The organism is Ruegeria sp. AE4 (genome assembly GCF_056542185.1).
In genome coordinates, this window is sequence record NZ_JBQFZK010000002.1 from 179,010 (window position 1) to 200,577 (window position 21,568).

The 21,568-nt window shown below is 56.9% G+C and carries 18 protein-coding genes and 1 tRNA gene; 8 read left to right on the forward strand and 11 right to left on the reverse strand.

Annotated elements, in window-relative coordinates; translation table 11 throughout:
- The first annotated feature begins 86 nt into the window (after nt 1–86).
- Nucleotides 87–2,594 (forward strand): GcvT family protein, encoded by a 2,508-nt coding sequence (locus ACR0EK_RS05115; RefSeq protein ID WP_480486434.1) that lies wholly within the window; start codon nt 87–89, stop codon nt 2,592–2,594.
- 41 nt (nt 2,595–2,635) lie between these two features.
- On the opposite strand, the gene ACR0EK_RS05120 is transcribed toward ACR0EK_RS05115, so the two are convergent.
- The 3 genes from ACR0EK_RS05120 to ACR0EK_RS05130 form a co-directional block, all read right to left on the reverse strand.
- Nucleotides 2,636–2,971 (reverse strand): carboxymuconolactone decarboxylase family protein, encoded by a 336-nt coding sequence (locus tag ACR0EK_RS05120; RefSeq protein WP_209504659.1) that lies wholly within the window; start codon nt 2,969–2,971, stop codon nt 2,636–2,638.
- 69 nt (nt 2,972–3,040) lie between these two features.
- Nucleotides 3,041–3,694, reverse strand: coding sequence for a DUF938 domain-containing protein (locus ACR0EK_RS05125; RefSeq protein ID WP_480967639.1), 654 nt, complete (start codon nt 3,692–3,694; stop codon nt 3,041–3,043).
- Complete coding sequence (locus ACR0EK_RS05130) at nt 3,691–4,764, reverse strand: NAD(P)/FAD-dependent oxidoreductase (protein ID WP_267364707.1); 1,074 nt, start codon at nt 4,762–4,764, stop codon at nt 3,691–3,693. The genes ACR0EK_RS05125 and ACR0EK_RS05130 overlap by 4 nt, the downstream gene beginning before the upstream one ends.
- A gap of 186 nt (nt 4,765–4,950) precedes the next feature.
- Between ACR0EK_RS05130 and ACR0EK_RS05135 the strand changes: the two genes are divergently transcribed.
- Nucleotides 4,951–5,355: a hypothetical protein gene (locus ACR0EK_RS05135; RefSeq protein ID WP_480773258.1), complete on the forward strand. Its 405-nt coding sequence runs from the start codon at nt 4,951–4,953 to the stop codon at nt 5,353–5,355.
- A complete protein-coding gene (locus tag ACR0EK_RS05140; RefSeq protein ID WP_480506169.1) occupies nt 5,352–6,584 on the forward strand; it encodes an HlyD family secretion protein in 1,233 nt (410 codons plus the stop codon). Before ACR0EK_RS05135 ends, ACR0EK_RS05140 begins: the two co-directional genes overlap by 4 nt.
- Before the next feature lie 62 nt (nt 6,585–6,646).
- Here the strand turns inward: ACR0EK_RS05140 and ACR0EK_RS05145 are convergent, their stop codons facing one another.
- From ACR0EK_RS05145 to ACR0EK_RS05175, 7 genes are all read right to left on the reverse strand, one after another.
- Nucleotides 6,647–7,792, reverse strand: coding sequence for an iron-containing alcohol dehydrogenase (locus ACR0EK_RS05145; RefSeq protein WP_480773132.1), 1,146 nt, complete (start codon nt 7,790–7,792; stop codon nt 6,647–6,649).
- A 67-nt stretch (nt 7,793–7,859) separates the two neighbouring features.
- Complete coding sequence (locus ACR0EK_RS05150; RefSeq protein ID WP_480831446.1) at nt 7,860–9,242, reverse strand: aldehyde dehydrogenase family protein; 1,383 nt, start codon at nt 9,240–9,242, stop codon at nt 7,860–7,862.
- A 94-nt stretch (nt 9,243–9,336) separates the two neighbouring features.
- The gene (locus tag ACR0EK_RS05155; protein ID WP_480899488.1) at nt 9,337–10,698 is read right to left on the reverse strand and encodes a glutamine synthetase family protein; all 1,362 of its coding nucleotides are present in this window, start codon (nt 10,696–10,698) and stop codon (nt 9,337–9,339) included.
- Between the two features lie 57 nt (nt 10,699–10,755).
- A complete protein-coding gene (locus ACR0EK_RS05160) occupies nt 10,756–11,793 on the reverse strand; it encodes a TRAP transporter substrate-binding protein (RefSeq protein ID WP_209504652.1) in 1,038 nt (345 codons plus the stop codon).
- A 57-nt stretch (nt 11,794–11,850) separates the two neighbouring features.
- Entirely contained in the window at nt 11,851–13,176 is a 1,326-nt protein-coding gene (locus tag ACR0EK_RS05165; protein ID WP_267367377.1) for a TRAP transporter large permease, read from the reverse strand.
- A complete protein-coding gene (locus ACR0EK_RS05170; protein ID WP_480967640.1) occupies nt 13,176–13,697 on the reverse strand; it encodes a TRAP transporter small permease subunit in 522 nt (173 codons plus the stop codon). The genes ACR0EK_RS05165 and ACR0EK_RS05170 overlap by 1 nt, the downstream gene beginning before the upstream one ends.
- Nucleotides 13,698–13,713: 16 nt before the next feature.
- Entirely contained in the window at nt 13,714–14,475 is a 762-nt protein-coding gene (locus ACR0EK_RS05175; protein ID WP_480967641.1) for an N-formylglutamate amidohydrolase, read from the reverse strand.
- A 127-nt stretch (nt 14,476–14,602) separates the two neighbouring features.
- On the opposite strand from ACR0EK_RS05175, the gene ACR0EK_RS05180 reads away from it, so the two are divergent.
- The 5 genes from ACR0EK_RS05180 (at nt 14,603) to ACR0EK_RS05200 (ending at nt 20,585) form a co-directional block, all read left to right on the forward strand.
- Nucleotides 14,603–15,475, forward strand: a complete 873-nt coding sequence (locus ACR0EK_RS05180; protein WP_480482048.1) for a MurR/RpiR family transcriptional regulator — start codon at nt 14,603–14,605, stop codon at nt 15,473–15,475.
- Between the two features lie 103 nt (nt 15,476–15,578).
- Nucleotides 15,579–15,652 (forward strand) — tRNA-Gly (locus ACR0EK_RS05185).
- A 127-nt stretch (nt 15,653–15,779) separates the two neighbouring features.
- Nucleotides 15,780–17,600 carry an ABC transporter transmembrane domain-containing protein gene (locus ACR0EK_RS05190; protein WP_480773135.1) on the forward strand — a complete coding sequence of 607 codons (1,821 nt, stop codon included), beginning with the start codon at nt 15,780–15,782 and terminating at the stop codon, nt 17,598–17,600.
- Nucleotides 17,601–17,759: 159 nt separating this feature from the next.
- On the forward strand, nt 17,760–19,649 hold the full coding sequence (locus ACR0EK_RS05195) for an acyl-CoA synthetase (protein ID WP_480899492.1): 1,890 nt from the start codon (nt 17,760–17,762) through the stop codon (nt 19,647–19,649).
- A gap of 12 nt (nt 19,650–19,661) precedes the next feature.
- Nucleotides 19,662–20,585, forward strand: coding sequence for an alpha/beta hydrolase (locus ACR0EK_RS05200; protein WP_480899494.1), 924 nt, complete (start codon nt 19,662–19,664; stop codon nt 20,583–20,585).
- Between the two features lie 10 nt (nt 20,586–20,595).
- Here ACR0EK_RS05200 and ACR0EK_RS05205 read toward each other — a convergent pair whose 3' ends face one another.
- Nucleotides 20,596–21,432, reverse strand: a complete 837-nt coding sequence (locus ACR0EK_RS05205; protein WP_480545784.1) for an alkaline phosphatase family protein — start codon at nt 21,430–21,432, stop codon at nt 20,596–20,598.
- Between the last annotated feature and the right edge of the window lie 136 nt (nt 21,433–21,568).

Here is a 21,568-nt window from a genome sequence, read left to right on the forward strand (position 1 = left end):
TCATATCACTGGTCGGATGAATGTCGCGCTATCCCCCTTAAGTACGCCATATGGTGTCAACTGATTTCAAGGGGAGACGCCCGGTTATGAAAACCCAAGTCAAAGCATTGGTCGTAGGCGGCGGCGCCGTTGGGACCTCGATTGCCTATCACCTGGCCAAAGCAGGCTGGGACGATGTGATGTTGATCGAACGGGACGAACTTACGTCCGGGTCCACCTGGCACGCCGCGGGCCTGTTGCCGCTGTTCAACATGTCTTATGCGACGACCCATATCCACAAGTATTCCGTGGATTTCTACAAGACGCTTGAGGAAGAAACCGGCCTGAATGCGGGCTTCGCGGTTGTGGGCAACCTGCGCATGGCACAGACGCAAGAGCGTATGGACGAATACATGCTCTATGCCTCGACCGCCGAAACCTGTGATGTGAAATACGAGTGGCTGACCCCGGACCAGATCAAGGAACGCTGGCCGCTGATCGAGACATCGGATCTGAAGGGCGCGATCTATCACACCGAGGACGGTTATATTAACCCTGCCGACGTGACCCAAGCGATGGCCAAGGGGGCCCGTCAGCGTGGCGTCGAAATCGTGCGCAAGATGCAGGCTGACGCCTTCCATTGGAACGGCACGCACTGGGAAGTGACCTGCACCAAGATGGTCGAAAAGGGCGGCAACCTGGTGCCTTCCGACGAGCAGGTCGTAATCACCGCCGAACATGTTGTGACCGCGTCGGGCAACCACGCGCAGCGCACTGCCAAGATGCTGGGCATCAAAATGCCTGCAATCCCGGTCGAACACACCTTTATCGTCATGGACAAAGACCCCGAGTTGGTCAAATGGCGCGAAGCAGGCAACCCAGAGCACCCCGTTGTCCGCGATGCCGACAACGAATCCTATGCACGTGAAGAACGCGGTGGCTGGATTCTTGGTATCTACGAACACGGCGCCCCTGCGCAGTTCGAATTCGGCGTTCCGGACAGCTTCCGCGCCGACCTGTTCCCGCTGGATCTGGACCGGATCGCCGAGCAGTACATGGCAATGGCCGAGCGCGTGCCGTCCTGTGCCGAATCCGGACTGAAGGATGATTTCAACGGCCCGATCTGCTATACACCGGATGGCAACCCGCTGGTTGGTCCGGCTCCGGGTTTGCGCAACATGTGGCTGGCTGAGGGTTTCAGCTTTGGCATCACCGCTGCGGGCGGCACCGGCTATTATCTGGCACAGATGATGGTCGATGGCGAAGCCGAGATCGACATGGCATCGCTGGACCCTAAGCGTTACAGCAGCAACTGGATGACCACCGAGTTCGCGGCACGCAAGAATGAAGAATGCTACGAGCATGTCTACATCCTGCACCACCCGGATGAAGAGCGTGAAGCCTGCCGTCCGCTACGGACCGTTCCGGCCTATGATCGCCAGAAAGCCCGCGGTGCTCAATTCGGCTGGGTGAATGGCTGGGAACGCCCGAACTATTACGGCCCGCTGGACGCGCCCGAGAATTTCGACAAGGAAGCACGCTCGTTCCGCCGTGGCGGCTGGTGGCAATATGCCGTCGAAGAGGCCAAAGCGATCCGCGAAGGCGTTGGCCTGATCGACGCATCGGCCTTCACCAAGCATGTTGTCAAAGGCCCCGGTGCCACGCAGTTCCTGGATTGGTTCACCTGCAACAAGCTGCCCAAGGTCGGTCGTATCAACCTGACCTACGCGCTGACCTCGAATGGCACCACCCGCACCGAATACACCATCGTCCGCAATGGCGAGAACAACTACTACATCGTCTCTGCCGGTGCATGGACTGAGTACGACGCCGACTACCTGCGTAAAGCGGCCGAGGACAAGATGGCGGAGTTCGGTTACATCGAAATCCAGGACGTGACCACGCAATGGGGCGTCTTCGCCATCGCCGGACCCAAGTCGCGTGACGTTCTGAAAGAAGTCATCAAGGACGCCGATCCGGAAACCGCACTGTCCAACAAGCGCTTCCCATGGTTGTCGGCCCGTCAGATCGAACTGGGCATGTGCCCCGTGAACGCGATCCGCGTGGCCTATACCGGTGAGCTGGGCTGGGAACTGCACCATCCGATCGAGATGCAGAACTACCTGTTCGACCTGCTGGAAAAAGCCGGTGAAAAGCACGGCATGAAACTGGTCGGTGCCCGTGCCCAGAACTGGCTGCGTCAGGAGAAATCCTATCGCGCCTTTGGCACCGAGCTGGGCCGCGATGCGACCCCGCTGGAAGCCGACCTGCCGCGCTTTGTCGACCTGTCCAAGGACTTCCACGGCAAGGCCAAGCTGGAAGAGACCGGTGTGCGCGTCAAGTGCTGCACCTTGCTGATCGACGGTCCGGCCGATGCTGACCCGTGGGGCCGCGAGGCGCTGTATACGCCGGAAGGCGAGCGTGTAGGTCGACTGACCTCGGGCGGCTATTCTGTCGCGTTCGAGAAGTCGATCGGGATGGGCTATGTGAAGCCTGATCTGGCGGTCGAAGGCACCAAGCTGAAGGTCAAGATGCAGGACAAGTTGTGGGATGCTGTCGTGACATGCGACAGCCCCTATGATCCGAAAAACGAAACCATCCGCAAGGACGGCTGATCAATCTAAGGCCCCGGAATTTCCGGGGCCTTTTCTGTTGGTTACGCGGATAGTTCGTCGAAACATTCCAACGCCTTGGCAGCATACATCATGGCTGGTCCACCACCCATCTGAATAGCCATACCCAAAACGTCGGACACCTCTTCACGCGTTGCGCCCGCTTTGACCAACGCATCGGTGTGCAGAGTAATGCAGGGCTCGCAGCGGAGCGACACCGACATGCCCAACGCAATAAATTCCTTGGTTTTATAGTCGAGCGTTCCGCCTTCCTTCACAGCCTTCCCAAGCGCGCCGAATGCGCGCGAAGTGTCGGGAATGGCCCCGTTGAGGTTGCGCAAACTGGTGCGCGTCGCCGAGAGCTTTTCTTGCCAAGCCATATTGAGTGCCTTTTTCATATAAGATAACGGGAATATGTGCAGGCAGTGGTAATTTGACTTTGATCTCGATCAGTTGGCCGGGCGCTCGGAAACAAATGCAAGGTTATTTGCGGGCATGTCGATGGTTTTCAGCACGCGCAACCCTACGTCCTGAAACAGGCCAAGCATATCTTCGTCGTTCTTGTATCCAATGTCTGGATCTTGCCCGATCAGAGCCTCGTGAAACCTTTTGTCCCCGTCGCTTGTCAATTGGCCCGAGCGTTTGAATGGGCCGTACAAAACGAACCGCCCATTTTCAGTCAGGGACTGAGCGATTTCGGCGAAAATGGTTCTGGTGTCCTGCCAACTGATCAAATGTATCAGGTTGATCAAGACGATCAGGTCCTGCGAAGGAAAGCGCGTATGCCAGCCCGAATTCGTTGCGTCCAGATGTTCGGCGCCTGCCACATTGGGTAAGGCGCTGGCATAGGCGTCGATGCTATTGCGGCGCTCAGGGTCAGGTTCGGTGGGATGCCACGTCAGATCGGGCAGCAAATCAGCAAATCCACAGACATGCTGACCGGTTCCGCTTGCAATCTCCAGCGCGTGCCCGCGGCGCGGTGCCCAGTCTTGTAGCAACACACAAAGCGCATCCAAGTTTCGGGTCGCTGCCGGGGCCACCAGTTTTCCATCCTCACCCGCGTTGGCGACACTCGCGGAGGGCGGTAGATTGCGTTTGATCATCTGTTCAACCTGTTTGGGGTCAGCGACTTAACACTGTCTGGATCCAGCACCGGCGTGTTTCCAACCACCAGATCACACAACAACTGCGAAGCTGCCGGTGCTGTTTGGAAACCATACCCGCCTTGACCCGCAGACCAGATGAACGATGGATCAATCGGGTCAGGCCCAAGCACCAAGGTTCCATCTGGTGCGAAACTGCGCAATCCTGCCCAGTTTGTTTCGACGCGTGTTACTGGTTCGGTCATCAATTCTTCATAGCGCGCCAGACCTTCGGCCAGCACCATATCGTCGGCATAGGCGTCCTGAGGTGGTACCGGGTCGGCTTCGGCAGGCGAAACAAGCAGCTTGCCCGCGTCCGGTTTGGCGTACCATGTTTCACCCGTGCCCAGCATCATGGGCCATCCGGATACATCATGGCCCCCGGGGGCGGGCAGCCGCGCCATGGATCGGCGGCGAGGAGAGATGCCGATAGGTGGTATCCCGGCAAGCTTGGCGATCTCGTCCACCCATGCACCGGTCGCATTCACCAAATTGCGGGCTTCGAAGATTTGCCCGGCCTCGACCAGCCAATGCCGCTCTTTTCGAATACCGGTTACTTTGCTTTTCGTTGCAACGGTTCCTCCGTTCTGGCGAATGGCCCGCGCGAAGTCTTGCAACAGGCGATCGGTATCGATGTCAAACGCAGCTTCACTGATAGCCGCGAAACCCACCTTGGCCAGGTTCAGGATCGGAACGTTCGAAACCGCCTGATCGATGGGAATTCTTTCCATGTTCAGATCCTTGCGGTCGGCTTCGAAAACCTCGCTTTGGTCAAACGAACCGATCAACATCAGTCCGCGCCGTGTCAGGTACCCACCGTTCTGTGTGTGCAGGAACGCGGCCCCAGCCGTGTTCAGCGCCACCACGGATGGCGGACCATAGCTTTGCTCAAACAGGGCTGCCGAGCGACCCGACGCGTGATACCCCAAGGCGTCTTCGGCCTCCAAAACCATCACGGTTCCATGTTCCGACAAGCGCGCGCCCGCACTCAACCCGGCAATTCCGCCCCCGATGACGAGGAAATCGATCATTATTTGTGTTCCTTCCGCAGCAGGTTCGCCACAAGTTTTCTGGGTTTCATTTAGCTCTCTGGGTCAAGCACTTGGCATTTCGAAGAATCTCCAAAATATATGCAGCCTTGAATTTGGGCTTCAACCCGTTCAAAGAAGTATCAAAACGAACAGGAGGGCAAGGTGACCGCAGCAGATCTTCATCCAATGGCCACTGGGCACATTCCCCGATACGTCGTCGCAGCTGACGGAAGCGATTACCTTTTTTCGGCTATGGTCGTCTTCTTTGTCATTCTCGTGGTGCTGATCGGTGTTGGGTACCTGACGCTTCATTCGGTTCCGGAAAAAATGGCGCACGAGAACAACCATCCGCAATTTCAGTTGGTGGGCATTCTGGCACTGCTGGCCCTGTTTACACATAACGGGATATTCTGGATTGCCGCTGTACTGGTCGCAGGATTCCAGTTTCCGGATTTCGCCTCCCCACTTAGAAACATCGCCGATGCCATTCGTTCTCTTGGAGGTGCAATTGCTCCGGAACCGGTGCCCGAGGCACCTGCTCCAACCCCTGGCGTTTCAGAAGTCACCGACGTGCAGGAGCAAAACACATGATTGAGACTCTGCTTTGCGCCCTGATCACGGTGCTGCCCGATTATCTGTTCCGCCGGTTTGTTCAGGGCAAACGTATCGGTCACGAGATCACCCTTTTCACCATGTGGTACGAATTGCGCTGGGGCCTTACGACCTGTGCCATTCTGGCGCTGACGGTAATCACCACGCTGTTCTATTTTCACCCAGCCAGTAAAACCGCAGCGTCCTATTTTCGAACCGTGACGATCCTGCCGCAACTTGGCGGGCGCGTTTCGGAAATATTCGTCAAGAATAACGAGTTGGTAACCGCTGGTCAGCCGATTTTCAGGATCGAAGATTTCAGCCAGGCAGCGCAGGTTCAGGCGGCAAATGCACAGATTGCACAGGTTCAGGCCTCGCTGCGCGTGGCTGAAACTGATCTGGCCGAGGCTGATGCCGGTATTGCCGGTGCCAAGGCGGCTTTGGCGCAGTCCTTGGACGATCTTGAAAGAAATACGACCCTGCGCGACCAAGGTTCAAGCGCTGTCCGACTGACCGAGATTGAGCGGTTGGAAAACCTTGTTGCCGAGCGTGAGGCGCAGGTTGTTGCGGCCGAATCCAGACGTGCGGCAGTTGAACAGCAGATCGAGGAGCTGATCCCCGCGCAACTGGCCAGTGCCATTGCACAGCTGGACGCCGCGCAGACCGAGTTGGACAAAACACTGATTGTCGCCGGTGTTACCGGACGGGTCGAGCAGTTTAGCCTGCAAGTCGGTGATTACGTGAGCCCCTTGTTGCGCCCTGCTGGCATCCTCGTTCCATCGCATACCGGACATGACCGTTTTCAGGCGGCTTTCAACCAACTGTCTGCTCAGGTGATCAAGCCAGGTATGATCGGTGAGTTGGGCTGCATGACCAAGCCTTTCACCGTTATCCCCACTGTGGTGGTCGAGGTGCAGGATGTCATACCGTCCGGCCAGATCCGTCCATCAGATGAATTGCGGGATGTACAGAACAATACTAATCCCGGATCAATTCTGGTCTTTATGGAGCCGCTGTATAAAGGTATGGCCGATGACATTCCTCCAGGCAGCAACTGTCTGGCCAATGTCTACACCGACAACCATGACCGTCTGGAACACGAGGATTTGGGCTTTTGGCAAGCTGCTTTCCTGCATGTGGTTGACACAATTGGCGTGGTCCATGCGGCAGGTTTGCGTTTGCGCCTGATCCTGATGCCGGTCAACACTCTGGTACTGACCGGGCATTGATCCGGCACCAGTAGAACAGTTCTTAAAGCGCCCGGCAGGTTCCTTGCCGGGCGCTTGTTTTTTTACAGTGCTGCTTTGAACAGCTGTGTCAGGTTTTCTTTGGTCAACTCAATCGGGTTCCCGCCGCATGAAGGGTCGATGATTGCGCCTTCGACGAGGGTTGGGACTGAGGTTTCGGTCACGCCGAGGTCTGCCAGCTTTCGCGGGATACCAAGGCTGTCGTTGAATTCCTGCACAAAGGCGCGGAAGCCATCGAACCCTCCGTTGATGCCCAGATAGGCGGCAGCGTTCTGGAACCGGTCGGCGATGGCGGGGGCGTTAAAGTCCAGCACGGCAGGCATACAGACCGCGTTTGTGGTGCCGTGATGGGTGTTAAAGTGCGCGCCAACCGGGTGGCTCATGGCGTGGATCGCACCCAGTCCCTTCTGGAACGCGGTCGCGCCCATGGCCGCCGCGCTCATCATCTGGGCGCGGGCCTCAATGTCGCTGCCATCTGCGTAGGCGCGCGGAAGATAGTCTTTCACCAAACGCATGCCTTCCAGTGCGATGCCCTGGCTCATCGGGTGATAATGCGGGCTCGAATAGGCTTCGACACAATGCGCGAAGGCGTCCAGGCCGGTGCCTGCGGTGATGAATTTGGGCATCCCAACCGTCAGTTCAGGATCGCAGATCACCACCGTTGGCAGGACCTTGGGGTGGAAGATGATCTTCTTGGCGTGGGTCTCGGAATTGGTGATGACACTGGCACGACCAACCTCGGACCCGGTCCCCGCAGTCGTTGGAACCGCAATGATCGGCGCGATTGCATCCGCGTCGGCGCGGGTCCACCAGTCACCGATATCCTCAAAGTCCCATACCGGGCGCGTCTGGCCGCACATGAAGGCGACCATCTTGCCCAGATCCAGCCCCGAGCCGCCGCCAAAGGCAATCACACCATCGTGCCCACCGGCCTTGTATGCCGCAACGCCCGCGTCGAGGTTTTTCTCATTTGGGTTTGGGTCCACATCACTGAATACACCGCGGCCCAGACCGGCCGCCTCCATGATATCCAGCGTCGCCGATGTGATCGGCAGATCGGCCAACCCTTTGTCCGTGACCAGCAGGGGTTTCTTCATCCCGGCTGCGGCACAGGCTGCGGGCATTTCCTTGATGCGCCCGGCACCAAATTTGATTGCGGTCGGATAGGACCAGTTTCCAACAAGTGACATGTCAGGTTTCCTTTGTGATTTGAGACCTGCTCGGGCGAGGGGGTCAGACCCGAGCAGGCCGTCGTCCTTAGCCCGTGACCTTCTTCAGGTGGTAGGATTTTGGACGGGTGAGATTGTGATAGCCGATGACCGAAAGACCACCGCCGCGTCCGGTATTCTTGCAACCGGTCCAGCACAGCCCAGGATCCAGATAGTCGGCCCGGTTCATGAAGACGGTGCCGGTCTCGATCTGGTCGCCCACACGCGCCGCGCGATCCACATCGCGGGTCCAAAGGCTGGCAGTCAGGCCAAATTCGCTGTCATTCATCAGCGCGATGGCCTCGGCATCCGAGGACACTTTCATGATGCCCACAACTGGGCCAAAGCTTTCGTCCCGCATCACCCGCATATCATGGGTGACATTGGTCAGGATCTGCGGCGTCAGATACGCGCCGCCATCATCCTCGGGGAAGGGGTCGATATGCGCGACCGCGCCGTCCTCAACCGCTTCGGCAATTTGTGCGCGCACCTCGTCAGCGAAACGGACATTTGCCATTGGGCCTATCGTGGTTTCGGTGTCCAGCGGATTGCCCAGCTTGTAGCCTTTCACGATTTCTACGGCCTTGGCGACAAAGTCGTCATAAAGGCTTTCGTGAACGTAAATCCGCTCGATCCCACAGCAGCATTGGCCCGAATTGAACATCGCGCCGTCGATCAACGTGTCAACCGCCGCGTCCAGATCGGCGTCGTCCATGACATAACCCGGATCCTTGCCGCCCAATTCTGTGCCGACGCCTGTAAAAGTCCCCGCCGCCGCACGCTCCATGGCCTGACCGCCACCAACCGAACCGGTGAAGTTCACAAAGTCGAACGCGTTGCCCGCGATCAGATCATTGGTCACGTCGTGGCTGAGGAACACGTTCTGGAACACGTCTTCAGGCACACCCGCCGAATGGAACGCCTGCGCCATCCGCTCACCAACCAACAAGGTCTGGGTCGCGTGCTTCAGAACAACCGTGTTGCCCGCGATCAGCGCGGGCGCCACCGTGTTGATCGCCGTCATGTAAGGATAGTTCCAAGGGGCAACTACAAAGACCACCCCATGCGGAATACGTTTGATATAGCGTTTGAAGGTTTCATCCTCGCCCACGGCAATATCGGCCAGTGACGTCTCGGCGATCTTTGCCATATGGCTGGCGCGTTCGTTGAATCCCCCAAACTCGCCGCCATAGCGCACCGGGCGGCCCATCATATGGGCCAGTTCCGGAACAATCTCATCATTCATCGCGCCGACCGCCGCGACGCCCGCCATCACCAGATCAATCCGCTCCTGCAACGGACGCGCTGCCCATCCGGCCTGCGCCGCCCGCGCACGGTCAGCAATTTCAAACGCAGCATCCCGAGACAGTACTTCTCGTTCGGCAAATACCGATCCATCGATCGGCGAGACACATTGCAACATCTGCCCCATAGTCACTCCATCTCTAAAGAGAGCAGGATCCCTGCTTCATCTGGCCATAAATATTCCGGGGTGCGCGAGGGGCCGGCCCCTCGCTTCCTCCATCTCAAGCCCGCTCAAACCCGCGGGCAATTTCCCAATCGGTTACCACGCGTTCGAATTCCTCGATTTCGACCTCAGCCGCGCGGGTATAGTGATCGACAACGTCATCGCCAATGGCCGCGCGCAACATGGCCGAGCCGTGCAGGGCATCCCGCGCCGCACGCAGGGTGCCGGGGATCTTTCCCGTCTCGCCCTGATAGACATCGCCTTTGGTCGGCGGCTGCAACTCCAGCCCTTCTTCGATCCCCGCGATCCCGGCCGCCAGCATCCCTGCAATCGCCAGATAAGGGTTCATGTCCGATCCCGGAATACGGCACTCGACCCGTATCGCCTTGGTGCCATCCCCGCACAGGCGGTACCCTGCCGTACGGTTGTCTACCGACCAGATGATCCGCGTCGGCGCAAAGGTGCCCTTCATGAACCGCTTGTAGCTGTTGATGTACGGCGCCATGAAATACGTGTAATCAGCGGCGTATTTCAGCAGGCCGGCCATATAGCTTTTCATCAGCGCCGACATGCCCAGTTCATCCCCGGCATCATAGAAGGCTGGTTTGCCATCCGCCCAGAGCGACTGATGCACATGCGACGAGCTGCCAACCCTTTCATGATGCCATTTCGGCAGGAAGGTCGCCGCATGACCCTGCTGCCAGGCGATCTCTTTCACCGCGTTCTTGGCGATCGAGTGATACTCTGCCGTGTCCATCGCAGGCGCGTATTTGATATTCAGTTCTTCCTGTCCGGCCTCGGCTTCACCTTTGGTGTTCTCGACCGGAATACCCGCATCCCACAGGTGGTTCCGGATCGGGCGCATCACATGCTCTTCCTTGGTGGTCTGCAGAATGTGATAATCTTCGTTATACCCCGAGATCGGCTCCAGATCGCGGAACCCTTCCTTGCGGATCGCATCAAAGCTTTTCGCGAACAGGAAGAATTCCAGCTCGGTGGCGCACATCGCCTCATACCCCATCGCCTTCAGGCGGTTCACCTGCTTTTTCAGGATCGAGCGCGGCGCATGTGGCACTTCCTCATGGGTGTGGTGATCCAGCATATCGCACATCACCATCGCGGTGCCCTCCAGCCAGGGCACCGGGCGCAATGTGCTCAGGTCTGGCTTCATCACATAGTCGCCATAACCCCGCTCCCAACTGGTCGAGGCATACCCATCCGGCGTCGCCATCTCGAGATCCGTGGCCAGCAGGTAATTACAGCAATGGGTCTCTTCCCACGCGCCAGCCACAAAATGACCTGCATGAAAACGCTTGCCCATCAACCGACCCTGCATGTCAACCATGCAAACCAATACAGTGTCGATCGCGCCGTCTGCGACAAGCGATTTCAGGGTTTCGAAAGTCAGAGTTGCGGTCATGAAACAAACCTCATGCGTTGAGTAGGGGCGCCGCATGACAGCGCCCCTGTTTTGATATCAATCGAAAGTGTAAGGAGCGCCGGCCTGGTTGATGACCGAGTTGTACTCACGGAAGATGCCAACGATCTTCTGGTGAATTTCGCCTTCCTGTGCGACCTCGTCCCAGAATTCGATAGCGGCATTTTCCACTTCTTTCCATTCTGCCGCCGGAACCTGTCGCAACTGCAGTTTGTCGCCATTCGCGCGTAAGGCCGCTTCGCCGCCCCAATACCACTGGTTACGATAGGTGTGGCCTGCTTCGACACCTGCCATCACAACCGATTTCAGGTGGTCAGGCAACTCGGCCCAGCGTTCCTGGTTTGCAAACCAGGATCCGATCCACGCGCCTGAGATGTTGTTGGTCAGGAAATAGTCGGTCACATTGGCCCAGCCAACAGTGTAATCTTCAGTGATACCCGACCAGGCCATTCCGTCCAACTCACCGGTTTGTACCGCCACTTCCGCGTCTTCGTAAGGGATATTGACCGGCACAACACCAAACTTGGCCAGGAAACGCCCGGCCGTCGGGAAGGTATAGAGCTTCAGCCCATCCAGGTCGCCAAGGCTCTTGATTTCCTTTTTGGTGTTGAAGTTGCAGGGGTCCTGACCCGCTGCCGACAGCCACGTCACGCCAACCTTCTCATATTCCGAGCGCCAGATATCAGCCAGACCGTACTGGTTGAACAGCACCGGAACGTCCAGAATATGCTTGGTGGCGAAGGGGAAATAACCACCGAACTGACGCAGCGGAGTAGGCGAAGCCATGGAATCGTCGTCTGAATGCACACCGTCAATCGTGCCGCGTTGCAGGGCCTGGAACAGTTCACCTGTCGGAACGATCTGGTCCGCATAGAACAGTTCGATCTCAAGTTCGCCATTGGCATTGGCGTTGATGTAATCGATGGCTGGCTTGGTCACATGTTCGCCCAATGCGCCACCGGCATAGGTCTGGAACCGCCACTTGATGGCGGATTGCGCTTTGACGATCGCAGGAGAGGCCAATGTGGCGGCCCCCGCCAGACCGGCGGAACTTAGAAATCTGCGTCTTGTAGTCATTGTCTTTCTCCTCTGTTTAGTCTTGCTGAACTTCGCCCCTTGCCGGGGTCTTGTGACTTAATTTCCATAGACATAATTCGGCAGCCAAAGCGCGATTTCAGGAAAGATGATGATTATGGCCAAGGCGCAGACCATCACCAGAACAAAAGGAACGATCGAACTGTAGATATCGCGCAGCGAAATCTCCGGGGGGGCCATCGCGCGCATCAGGAACAGGTTATAGCCGAATGGCGGCGTCATGTATGCGATCTGCGTGGTGATCGTATAAAGCACGCCGTACCAGATAAGATCAAAACCAAGCGCACCCACCAGCGGAACGTAAAGCGGTGCGACGATAACCAGCATGGCAGTATCGTCCAGAAACGTACCCATCAGGATAAAGCTGAGCTGCATGAGAACCAGGATCATCCACGGGGAAAGACCCAGTTTTTCGGTGAACAGGCTTTCGATTGCCTTGACCGCACCCAACCCGTCGAAGACAGCGCCAAAAGCCAGAGCCGCCAGAATGATCCACATGAACATACACGAGATGCCCAGGGTGTGCCGAATTGAATTCTCGAAAACCGTGCGTGTCAGCCGCCCTTTCAGAAAGGCAGCCAGCATGGCCGTAGTGGCGCCGATGGCGGAGGATTCCACCAACGAAGTCCAGCCGTTAACAAAAGGGACCATCATCACCATGAAAATGCCCAAGGGTAACAATCCGGCTTGCAACAGCAGCAGCTTTTCTCGCAACGGAATGTCGCGGTCTTCCGCGGGCAGGACCGGGCCGAGCGACGGGTTGATGCGGCAGCGGATGACAATGTAGATGATGAACATGGCCGCCATCATCAGCCCGGGTATCACTCCGGCAAGCCATAGCTGGCCAACGGGTTGCCGCGCGATCATGGCATAAAGAACCAGAACAACGGATGGTGGCACCAGAATCCCAAGGGATGATCCGGCCTGAATGACGCCGGTCACCATGCGCTTGTCATAGTTCCGGCGCAGCAATTCCGGCAAGGCGATCGTAGCGCCGATTGCCATTCCTGCAACGGACAGCCCGTTCATTGCCGAGATCAGAACCATCAGCCCGATGGTTCCGACAGCCAGACCACCGGACAAGCCGCCCATCCAGACATGGAACATCTTGTAAAGGTCATCTGCGATCCGACTTTCGGAAAGGATGTATCCCATGAAGATGAACATGGGCAGTGTCAGCAGCGGGTACCACTTCATGACTTTGATCGCAGCGGCAAAACCCAAGTCGTAGCCGCCCCTATCCCCCCATAGGAACAAGGCTGAAACCACAGCGACACAGCCGATTGCACCAAAGACGCGCTGGCCGGTCAGCATCATAAGCATCATTGATGCGAACATCAGCAAGGCAATCATCTCGTATGACATCAGATTACCTCACGCGGGATATCGTCGCCGCACAGGCGCAGAATATCTTTGAACAATTCTGATATGGCTTGCAGCAGCATCAAGGAAATACCGATAACCATGATCAGCTTGACCGGCCAAAGGTAGGGTCGCCAGATGGTCGCGCTGCGCTCACCACCATATTGGAAGGAATACATCAGGCTGTCCCATCCCCCCCACAGCAAGATGACCAGATAGATGATCAGGAATACGACTGTGAAGGCATCCGTCCAGGCCTTGCGGCGATGAGACCATTCGCCATAAAGCAGGTCCATTCGCACGTTTGACCCCATCTGGATCGAATAAGGGCCACCAAGCATGTAGTAGGCCACCATGGCGAACTGAGCCATCTCGAGCGTCCAGAGGGACGGCACGAAAAAAGTTTTCGAGACCGAAGACCAGAACAGAATACCCATCATGACGAATATGCCGTACATGACGACGCGCCCGATCCAGCGGTTCGTTCGATCAATGACCGCCACGTAGCCCCGCAAGAACTTCATCTCGATACCCCAGCTCTCATTGTTTCGCCTCTGTGTGCGAATACGCATCAATTACCGTTTGCAGGATCGGCGTCAGGATCCCGGCAATGCGGTCGACTCCCGTTGGAGTGTCGATGAGATCGTTTCGAACCTCGACCATGACATTCGGAAGCCCCCGACTGATCGCATGTTCCTGCAATGTATGCGTGACGCCATCCGTGGCAGAGTAAGGTTCGTTCAACGCGGCTTTCAGACCCGAGCCCTTGGCACAGCGCAGCATAAGTTGGGCCGCCCTGTCGTCTTCGTCATGAAGAATGCCCAGTTCGACTGATCGGGTCTTTCCATTGTAGACGGGCGTGAAGCTGTGCATCGTGACTACGACAGGCGGCCGCTCCCGTGCGTCCAGAGTAGACGACAACAGTTGTTTGAACGGCTCATAAACCTCGCGGATCCTTTGGGCACGTTGAGCGTCCGTCAGGCTTTCGTTGCCGGGGATGGAAAACACTTCGCTTACCTGCGGCATTGCATCTGCACGTTCAGGTGAGCGGTTGCAGTCGTAAACAAGTCGGCTGATGCAGGAATGAACCAGCGGCGCGTCCAAGGCCTTCGTCAGTTCGACCGAAAGCGCCAATGCGCCGATATCCCAAGCTGCATGAGACAATGCGGCGTCTTCAGTCAGGCCCAATCCGTTCAGTGACGCTGGGATGAATCGGCTAGCATGTTCGCATACCAAAACGCATTGTGCCCGGCCGTTGGCGTTCTGCACGCGGGCTGCCGGAGCTTCGGTTGGTAGTAGCATTGGTGTCTCGGAATCGTGGTGCATAAGAAGCATTTGTTACAGCAACCTCAGACCTGTCAAGAAAATTACTGTAGACAAAATTACAAACAATCATATCCTGTAAAAAATTTGAGAAATGAAGGTGCCGATGGCCACCGTTGCGAAACTTGTCAAACAGCGGATACAGGAAGAGCTTGACGATCTGACACGGTCAGAACGGCAGCTGGCCTCGGTACTTTTGCAGGATTATCCAATGACCGGCTTGCAATCGATCACCAAGCTGGCCGCTGCCGCGCAGGTCTCGACCCCGACGGTCATACGTATGGCACGCAAGCTGGGTTTCGACGGTTTTCCCGCCCTGCAGGACGCCCTGCGAGAAGAGGTGGCGGCACAGATCAAAAAGCCGATCTCGAAACGGGATGCCTGGGTTGTGGATGACGCGGCGGAGCATCCCACAACGCGGTTTGCGCAGGCTGTTTGGACAAATATGCGCCACACGCTGGAACGTCTGGACAAAGAGATGTTCGACACCGTTGCCCAGCTTCTGGCAAATACGGATCGCCATCTTTACGTCGTGGGCGGGCGTATCACGCGTTCAAATGCGGACTATCTGTTCAATCACATGCAGATTATTCGACCCAATGTGACGATGCTGGGCAATTCGGCAAACGTTTGGCCGCAGTACCTGCTTGATATGGATGAAACCTCGGTTCTGGTGATTTTTGATATCCGCCGATACGAGGCCTATCTCGAGAAATTGGCGCAGGTCGCATCAAGCCGCGGTGTGACGGTTATCCTGTTCACCGACCAATGGGGATCACCGATAGGCAAGACCGCCAATTACACCTTTCACGCACTGGTCGAGGCACCATCCAGCTGGGATTCAACAATAGCGCTACAGCTGATATCGGAGACCCTGATCGCTGAAGTGCAAGAGGCACGGTGGGAAGAAAGCAAGGAACGCATCGAGGAACTTGAGCGGTTTTTCTCCTCGACGCGGATATTCCGCAGTCACGATTGAAGGCCGTACATCCACCGGGAAATATCACGGTTTTGGTCGCGCGAATTTTCACACTTCCCGCTTGACGCGCCCCGGCGCATGACTTAACCAGCGCAAACCATTTGCGGGTATAGCTTAATGGTAAAGCCCCTGCCTTCCAAGCAGGCTATGTCGGTTCGATTCCGTCTACCCGCTCCAATCCCCACTGATTTCTGCGTCAAATGGCCCTTATGGTTGGCTGTTTCTGGCAGGAATGCTTGACCGGAACGGCGGCTGGGGCCAAGAAAGCGTTCACTTTGTAGCGTTCAATACACAAGGGCCGGACATGGCAAGACAGACCGCCAATAAACCAGCACAATCAGCGGCTCCTGGCGCTAGCGAAGAGCGGGCCCGCTCAAGGAAGATCGGGGTGCTGGGGTCGCTCTGGCCCTTTATGAAGCCTTACAGGTTATTGATGATCGGGGCGACACTGGCTCTGATCCTGACGGCCAGCATGACGTTGACCCTGCCATTGGCCGTGCGACGCGTGGTTGACAATTTCCGCATTCAGGACGGTGAATTGCTGGACTGGTACTTTTTGGCAGCGTTGGGCATTGCCGCTGTTCTGGCTGCGGGAACCGGTATCAGATATGCGTTGGTCACACGGTTGGGGGAACGTGTGGTTGCCGATATCCGCAAGGCTGTGTTCGATCGCGTGATCGGCATGAGCCCCGAATTCTACGAACGTATTATGACCGGTGAAGTGCTGAGCAGGATTACCACCGACACGACCCTCATCCAATCGGTTCTTGGCTCATCTGTTTCCATCGCGCTGCGCAATATGCTGATGTTTATCGGCGGGCTGGTTCTGATGCTGTTGACCTCGGCCAAGCTGACCGGGCTTGTCTTGCTGCTTATCCCCGTGGTGGTGGTGCCGATATTGATTCTGGGTCGGCGTCTGCGCGTGATCAGCCGCGAAAACCAGGATTGGATTGCGGCGTCATCCGGAAACGCGGGCGAGGCATTGGGGGCGGTACAGACGGTGCAGGCCTTTACCCACGAACAAGCCAGCCGCCAGCAATTCGATGAGATGACCGAGATGTCCTATACTGTTTCACTGCGTCGGATTCAGACCCGTGCAGTGCTGACGGTGATTGTGATCTTTCTGGTATTTTCAGGTATCGTCGGCGTTCTGTGGATGGGTGCAAATGACGTGCGCAACGGTGTGATGACCGAAGGCGTTTTGATTCAATTCGTGATCTACTCGATCATCATGGCGGGTTCTGTTGCGGCCCTGTCCGAGATTTGGAGCGAGCTTCAGCGCGCAGCCGGAGCCACCGAGCGTCTTGTCGAATTGCTGAATGCCGAAGATACGGTTTCGGACCCCGTTAACCCCGCTCCTTTGCCAAAGGACGTCCGAGGCGAAATCCGGTTCGAAGATGTCAGTTTTCGCTATCCCGCGCGCCCTGATACAATCGCGCTGGATCACTTGTCGCTTCAGGTAAACCCGGGCGAGACCGTTGCCTTTGTCGGGCCGTCAGGGGCGGGCAAGACGACGATCATTCAATTGATTCAACGGTTTTATGACCCGAACTCAGGCCGGGTGATGTTGGATGGCCATGATCTGCGGGAATTGGATCGCACAGATTTCCGGAAGTATATGTCTTTGGTGCCGCAGGATCCGGTGATCTTTGCCGCCTCAGCCCGCGAAAACATTCGCTTCGGTCGTCTGGACGCAACGGATGCCGAAGTAGAAGCCGCAGCCCGTGCCGCCATCGCACATGATTTCATTGCCGCCTTGCCCGATGGGTATGACAGTTTTGTCGGCGAACGCGGTGTCATGCTGTCGGGTGGGCAAAAACAGCGTATCGCAATCGCTCGCGCCATTTTACGCGACGCACCTGTGCTGCTGCTGGACGAGGCGACCTCGGCCCTTGATGCGGAGAGTGAGCGTGCGGTGCAGGGCGCCGTGGATCAGATGCGTGCCGGCCGCACGACCCTGATTGTTGCGCACAGATTGGCGACCGTAAAGAAAGCCGACCGTATTGTCGTGCTGGAAGAAGGCCGTATCGTGGCGCAGGGCAGTCATGATGATCTGGTGTCCCAAGATGGGCTATATGCACGCCTTGCACGACTGCAGTTCACAGATGGCGTTGCGGCAGAATAGGAGTGACGCGCGGGCATTTGTCAATTCGCCGTAGCGTCATTCTACATTTTACCCCCTTTGAAGGCTAAGGCCTCGCTTGCGCGAGGGTTGTTTTGCTTCCATCTTGGTTGCGAACAACAAGCTCGTGCAAAAACACGGGAGAAAAACGGGAGGAACCACATGGCCTTTGTGGGATTGGAAGACAAGACGCGCATGGAACAGGAAATGTCGTGGGAGGATCGGGATCTGCCTGTCACCTTCCATCAGCTCCTGTCGCGCACGGCGGGGAAGTTCCCGAACCACAATGCCATCAGTTTTCAGCTTTTTTCTGGCCCCAATGACAAAGCCGAAACCCTGACCTGGTCTGAACTCCTGGGCAAGGTCAATCAGGCGGCAAACCTGTTTCGTTCGCTGGGTGTGGGTGAAAAAGACGTGGTGGCCTATGTGCTGCCAAACTGTAACGAAACACTGATTACCATGATGGGCGGTGCAGTTGCGGGGATTGTGAACCCGATCAATCCGCTGCTGGAGCCCGAGCAGATTGCGGCGATCCTGCGTGAGACAGGCGCCAAAGTGGTTGTTACATTGAAGTCTTTCCCGAAAACGGATGTTGCCCAGAAGGTGGAAGAGGCGGTGCGCCACGCGCCCAAGGTCAACACCATTCTGGAAATTGACCTGAATCGGTACCTGACGCCGCCCAAATCGTGGCTGGTTCCCTTCCTGCGCCCCAAGATGGGCGAAAAGGAAAAACTGGCACATGCGGACTACAAGAGTTTCAACAAGGAACTCGCTAAGCAACCAACGACGCTGACATTCGAGGACAGCAAGGACGATCGCGTTGCTTGTTTCTTCCACACTGGTGGGACCACCGGGATGCCCAAGGTGGCGCAGCATAAATACTCGGGCCTGATCTACAACGGCTGGCTGGGCAAAACACTGTTGTTTGACGAGAATGACGTCATCATGTGCCCGCTGCCGATGTTCCACGTCTTTGCAGTGCATGTGATCGTTATGGCCGCCGTGTCGTCGGGTGCGCATGTGATATTCCCGACACCTGCAGGTTATCGCGGTGACGGTGTATTCGACAATTTCTGGAAGCTGATCGAGCGCTGGAAGGTGAGCTTTATCATCACTGTTCCAACCGCGATATCAGCCAAGATGCAACGCCCGGTGGACGCAGATATCTCAAGTGTGAAAACCGCCTTTTCGGGTTCGGCGCCGCTGCCGGTGGAGTTGTTCCGCCGCTTCGAAGAGGCGACGGGCGTCACCATCGTCGAAGGCTACGGCCTGACCGAGGCCACCTGTCTGGTCTCGTGCAACCCCGTGGATGGCGAGAAAAAGATCGGTTCGATCGGTATTCCGTTCCCCTATACGGATGTCAAAATCCTGCTGGATGGGCCGGATGGGCCGACAGAGTGCGGCACTGATCAGATTGGTGAGATCTGCATCTCGAACCCCGGTGTGTACGCAGGCAACACGTATACTGAGGCCGACAAGAACATTGGTCTTTATCACTTTGACAAATACCTGCGTACGGGCGATCTGGGACGGTTTGACGAAGACGGCTACCTTTGGATCACCGGTCGCGCCAAGGACCTGATCATTCGCGGTGGTCACAATATCGATCCTGCTGAAATCGAAGAGGCGCTGCTGGGTCATAATGCAGTTGCCTTCGCGGGGGCGATCGGTCAGCCGGACGCGCATTCGGGCGAAGTGCCCTGTGCCTTTGTTGAATTGGTCGATGGGGCTTCGGTCACTGAAAATGAGCTGCTGGAGTATTGCAAGGTTCACGTGCATGAGCGTGCCGCGCAACCCAAGCATATAACCATTCTTGACGAGTTGCCGAAAACTGCCGTCGGCAAGGTGTTCAAGCCGGACCTGCGCAAACAGGCCATCACCCGCATTTACAACGGTGCTCTTGACGCTGCGGGGCTTGCTGCGCGGGTTGTTCTGGTGATCGACGATAAAAAGCGTGGCCTTGTCGCGCAGCTTGACGCGAACGGATCTTCGGAAGACGATGTCGCGAAAGTCCTGGGCGCATTTACCCGGCCCTGGGAGTGGTCCAAATAAGCCGGAGGAACAATGGACTATGAACGCCTGATCGACGAAGAAACCTGGGCGTTCATACGCCGCACGGCCGAAAGCTATCCGGATGATGCGGTCGATTTGTCCATCGAGGACCAGCGTCGGGTCTATGACACGATGTGCAAGCAGTTTCGCCAACCGCGCCCTGCCGGTGTCGAAACCCAGGACCTGTACGCCGATGGCGTGCCGGTCCGCCATTATACCGCCGGACATCCGACCAGAACGGTCGTCTATTTTCATGGTGGTGGCTTTGTTGTTGGCGGGCTGGACAGCCATGATGATGTCTGTGCCGAGTTCTGTGCCCAAACGGGATACCGCGTCGTTTCAGTTGACTACAGGCTGTGCCCTGAACATGTGCATCCGGCGCAGTTCCAGGATTGCTGGACGGCTGTGAAATGGGCGGCGGCTGAGTATGGCGACCCGCTTGTTCTGGCCGGGGATAGTGCGGGAGGAAATCTGGCAGCAGCTATCGCCCACCATGCGCGCGGGCGGCTGGACAATATACTGGGGCAGGTGCTGATCTACCCCGGTTTTGGCGGAGACCAATCGCGCGGCTCATATCTTGAGCACGCCCATGCTCCTTTACTGACACTGGACGATATTAAATTCTACGAAACCGTCCGATACGCAGGTACCCCGCCTCAGGGCGATCCGACTTACGCGCCCTTACAGGACAATGATTTCTCGAAACTGCCGCCTACTGTTGTGATTACTGCTGATTGTGATCCGCTCCGTGATGACGGGAAGGACTATTGCGAGCGGATCAGCGCAGCTGGTGGTCTGGCCCATTGGATCAACGAACCTGGCCTTGTCCATGGGTACCTACGCGCGCGAACCTCGGTAAAGCGCGCAGCAGACAGTTTCGAACGGATCTCGATCGCAATCGAAGCACTTGGGCAAGAAATCTGGCCCTACGACTGACGCCAGCCAGCTACTTCAGGAAAGGCTTAGCCTTCATCGTCTCTGCGAGGGGTGCACCCAAACGGTTCAGAATGGTCGGGGCCAATTGGATCTGGTCGATTACGGTTTCCGTGTCAGGCCCGTCGGCATCACCGAAGTAATACAGCGCGGTTTCCTGTTGCAGTGGGCTGCGCCCTCCGTGGTGTCCGCGCTCGTCTTGGCCGTGATCGGCGGTGACGATCACCTCATACCCCAATTGGCGCCAGCGTGGGATGAACGGGGCCAGCATCTCGTCTGCAACAAAACAGGCATGATCCATTTCCTCGCAGTCGTGATAGAAACGGTGACCCATGCTGTCCAATGTGCAGGTGTGCAGGATGCCATAGTCCAACCCAAAGCGCAGACACAGATTGGTCAGGGTCGCAAATAGATCGACGTCGGACGGGGTCATCTGATTGTCTTTGCCGTAACCGGTCATGCTGTGAAAGCGACCGTGATTGATGGTCTGGCTCTCTGGCTCGTCATATTCGACGTCGCGGACATAGTCGAACGGGTGGCGGTTGAAGAACTGCGACCAAAAACTGTGCGTTACTGCCCCAGTCACGCCGCCGGCCTCACGTACCTGGCTAAAGATATCCTTGTGGCTCAGGCGAAAAACGTTGCCGTTTCCGGTGCAGCCGTGTTCTTGCGGGGTTACGCCCGTATGGATCGATGCATAGCAACTGGCCGAAGTTGAAGGCAGCACCGCGCGGTGCTTCCACACCCGAGCTTCGCCGCTGTCGACCCAACCTTCCAGGTTGCCGAACAGGCGGCGGAAATTCCGGTATGGTACTCCGTCCAGGATGATCAATAGTAGTTTACGGTCCATGGTTCGGCCTTTTGATCTGAGTATTTCATGCGGACGATACGCGAGTTGAAACCATGCGCCCGCCAAATCGCGTCCCAAATAATAAATTCCCGACGTCAGCCAAGATGCAAACGCCGGGAATCCATTTCTTCAAAGT

Coding starts and splice junctions, on each gene's coding strand:
- ACR0EK_RS05205 (WP_480545784.1), bottom strand. CDS start 21,432: ATGGACCGTAAACTACTATTGATCATCCTGGACGGAGTACCATACCGG.
- ACR0EK_RS05175 (WP_480967641.1), bottom strand. CDS start 14,475: ATGCTACTACCAACCGAAGCTCCGGCAGCCCGCGTGCAGAACGCCAAC.
- ACR0EK_RS05170 (WP_480967640.1), bottom strand. CDS start 13,697: ATGAAGTTCTTGCGGGGCTACGTGGCGGTCATTGATCGAACGAACCGC.
- ACR0EK_RS05200 (WP_480899494.1), top strand. CDS start 19,662: ATGGACTATGAACGCCTGATCGACGAAGAAACCTGGGCGTTCATACGC.
- ACR0EK_RS05180 (WP_480482048.1), top strand. CDS start 14,603: ATGGCCACCGTTGCGAAACTTGTCAAACAGCGGATACAGGAAGAGCTT.
- ACR0EK_RS05130 (WP_267364707.1), bottom strand. CDS start 4,764: ATGATCGATTTCCTCGTCATCGGGGGCGGAATTGCCGGGTTGAGTGCG.
- ACR0EK_RS05120 (WP_209504659.1), bottom strand. CDS start 2,971: ATGGCTTGGCAAGAAAAGCTCTCGGCGACGCGCACCAGTTTGCGCAAC.
- ACR0EK_RS05135 (WP_480773258.1), top strand. CDS start 4,951: ATGGCCACTGGGCACATTCCCCGATACGTCGTCGCAGCTGACGGAAGC.
- ACR0EK_RS05190 (WP_480773135.1), top strand. CDS start 15,780: ATGGCAAGACAGACCGCCAATAAACCAGCACAATCAGCGGCTCCTGGC.
- ACR0EK_RS05140 (WP_480506169.1), top strand. CDS start 5,352: ATGATTGAGACTCTGCTTTGCGCCCTGATCACGGTGCTGCCCGATTAT.
- ACR0EK_RS05150 (WP_480831446.1), bottom strand. CDS start 9,242: ATGGGGCAGATGTTGCAATGTGTCTCGCCGATCGATGGATCGGTATTT.
- ACR0EK_RS05125 (WP_480967639.1), bottom strand. CDS start 3,694: ATGATCAAACGCAATCTACCGCCCTCCGCGAGTGTCGCCAACGCGGGT.
- ACR0EK_RS05115 (WP_480486434.1), top strand. CDS start 87: ATGAAAACCCAAGTCAAAGCATTGGTCGTAGGCGGCGGCGCCGTTGGG.
- ACR0EK_RS05195 (WP_480899492.1), top strand. CDS start 17,760: ATGGCCTTTGTGGGATTGGAAGACAAGACGCGCATGGAACAGGAAATG.
- ACR0EK_RS05145 (WP_480773132.1), bottom strand. CDS start 7,792: ATGTCACTTGTTGGAAACTGGTCCTATCCGACCGCAATCAAATTTGGT.
- ACR0EK_RS05165 (WP_267367377.1), bottom strand. CDS start 13,176: ATGTCATACGAGATGATTGCCTTGCTGATGTTCGCATCAATGATGCTT.
- ACR0EK_RS05160 (WP_209504652.1), bottom strand. CDS start 11,793: ATGACTACAAGACGCAGATTTCTAAGTTCCGCCGGTCTGGCGGGGGCC.
- ACR0EK_RS05155 (WP_480899488.1), bottom strand. CDS start 10,698: ATGACCGCAACTCTGACTTTCGAAACCCTGAAATCGCTTGTCGCAGAC.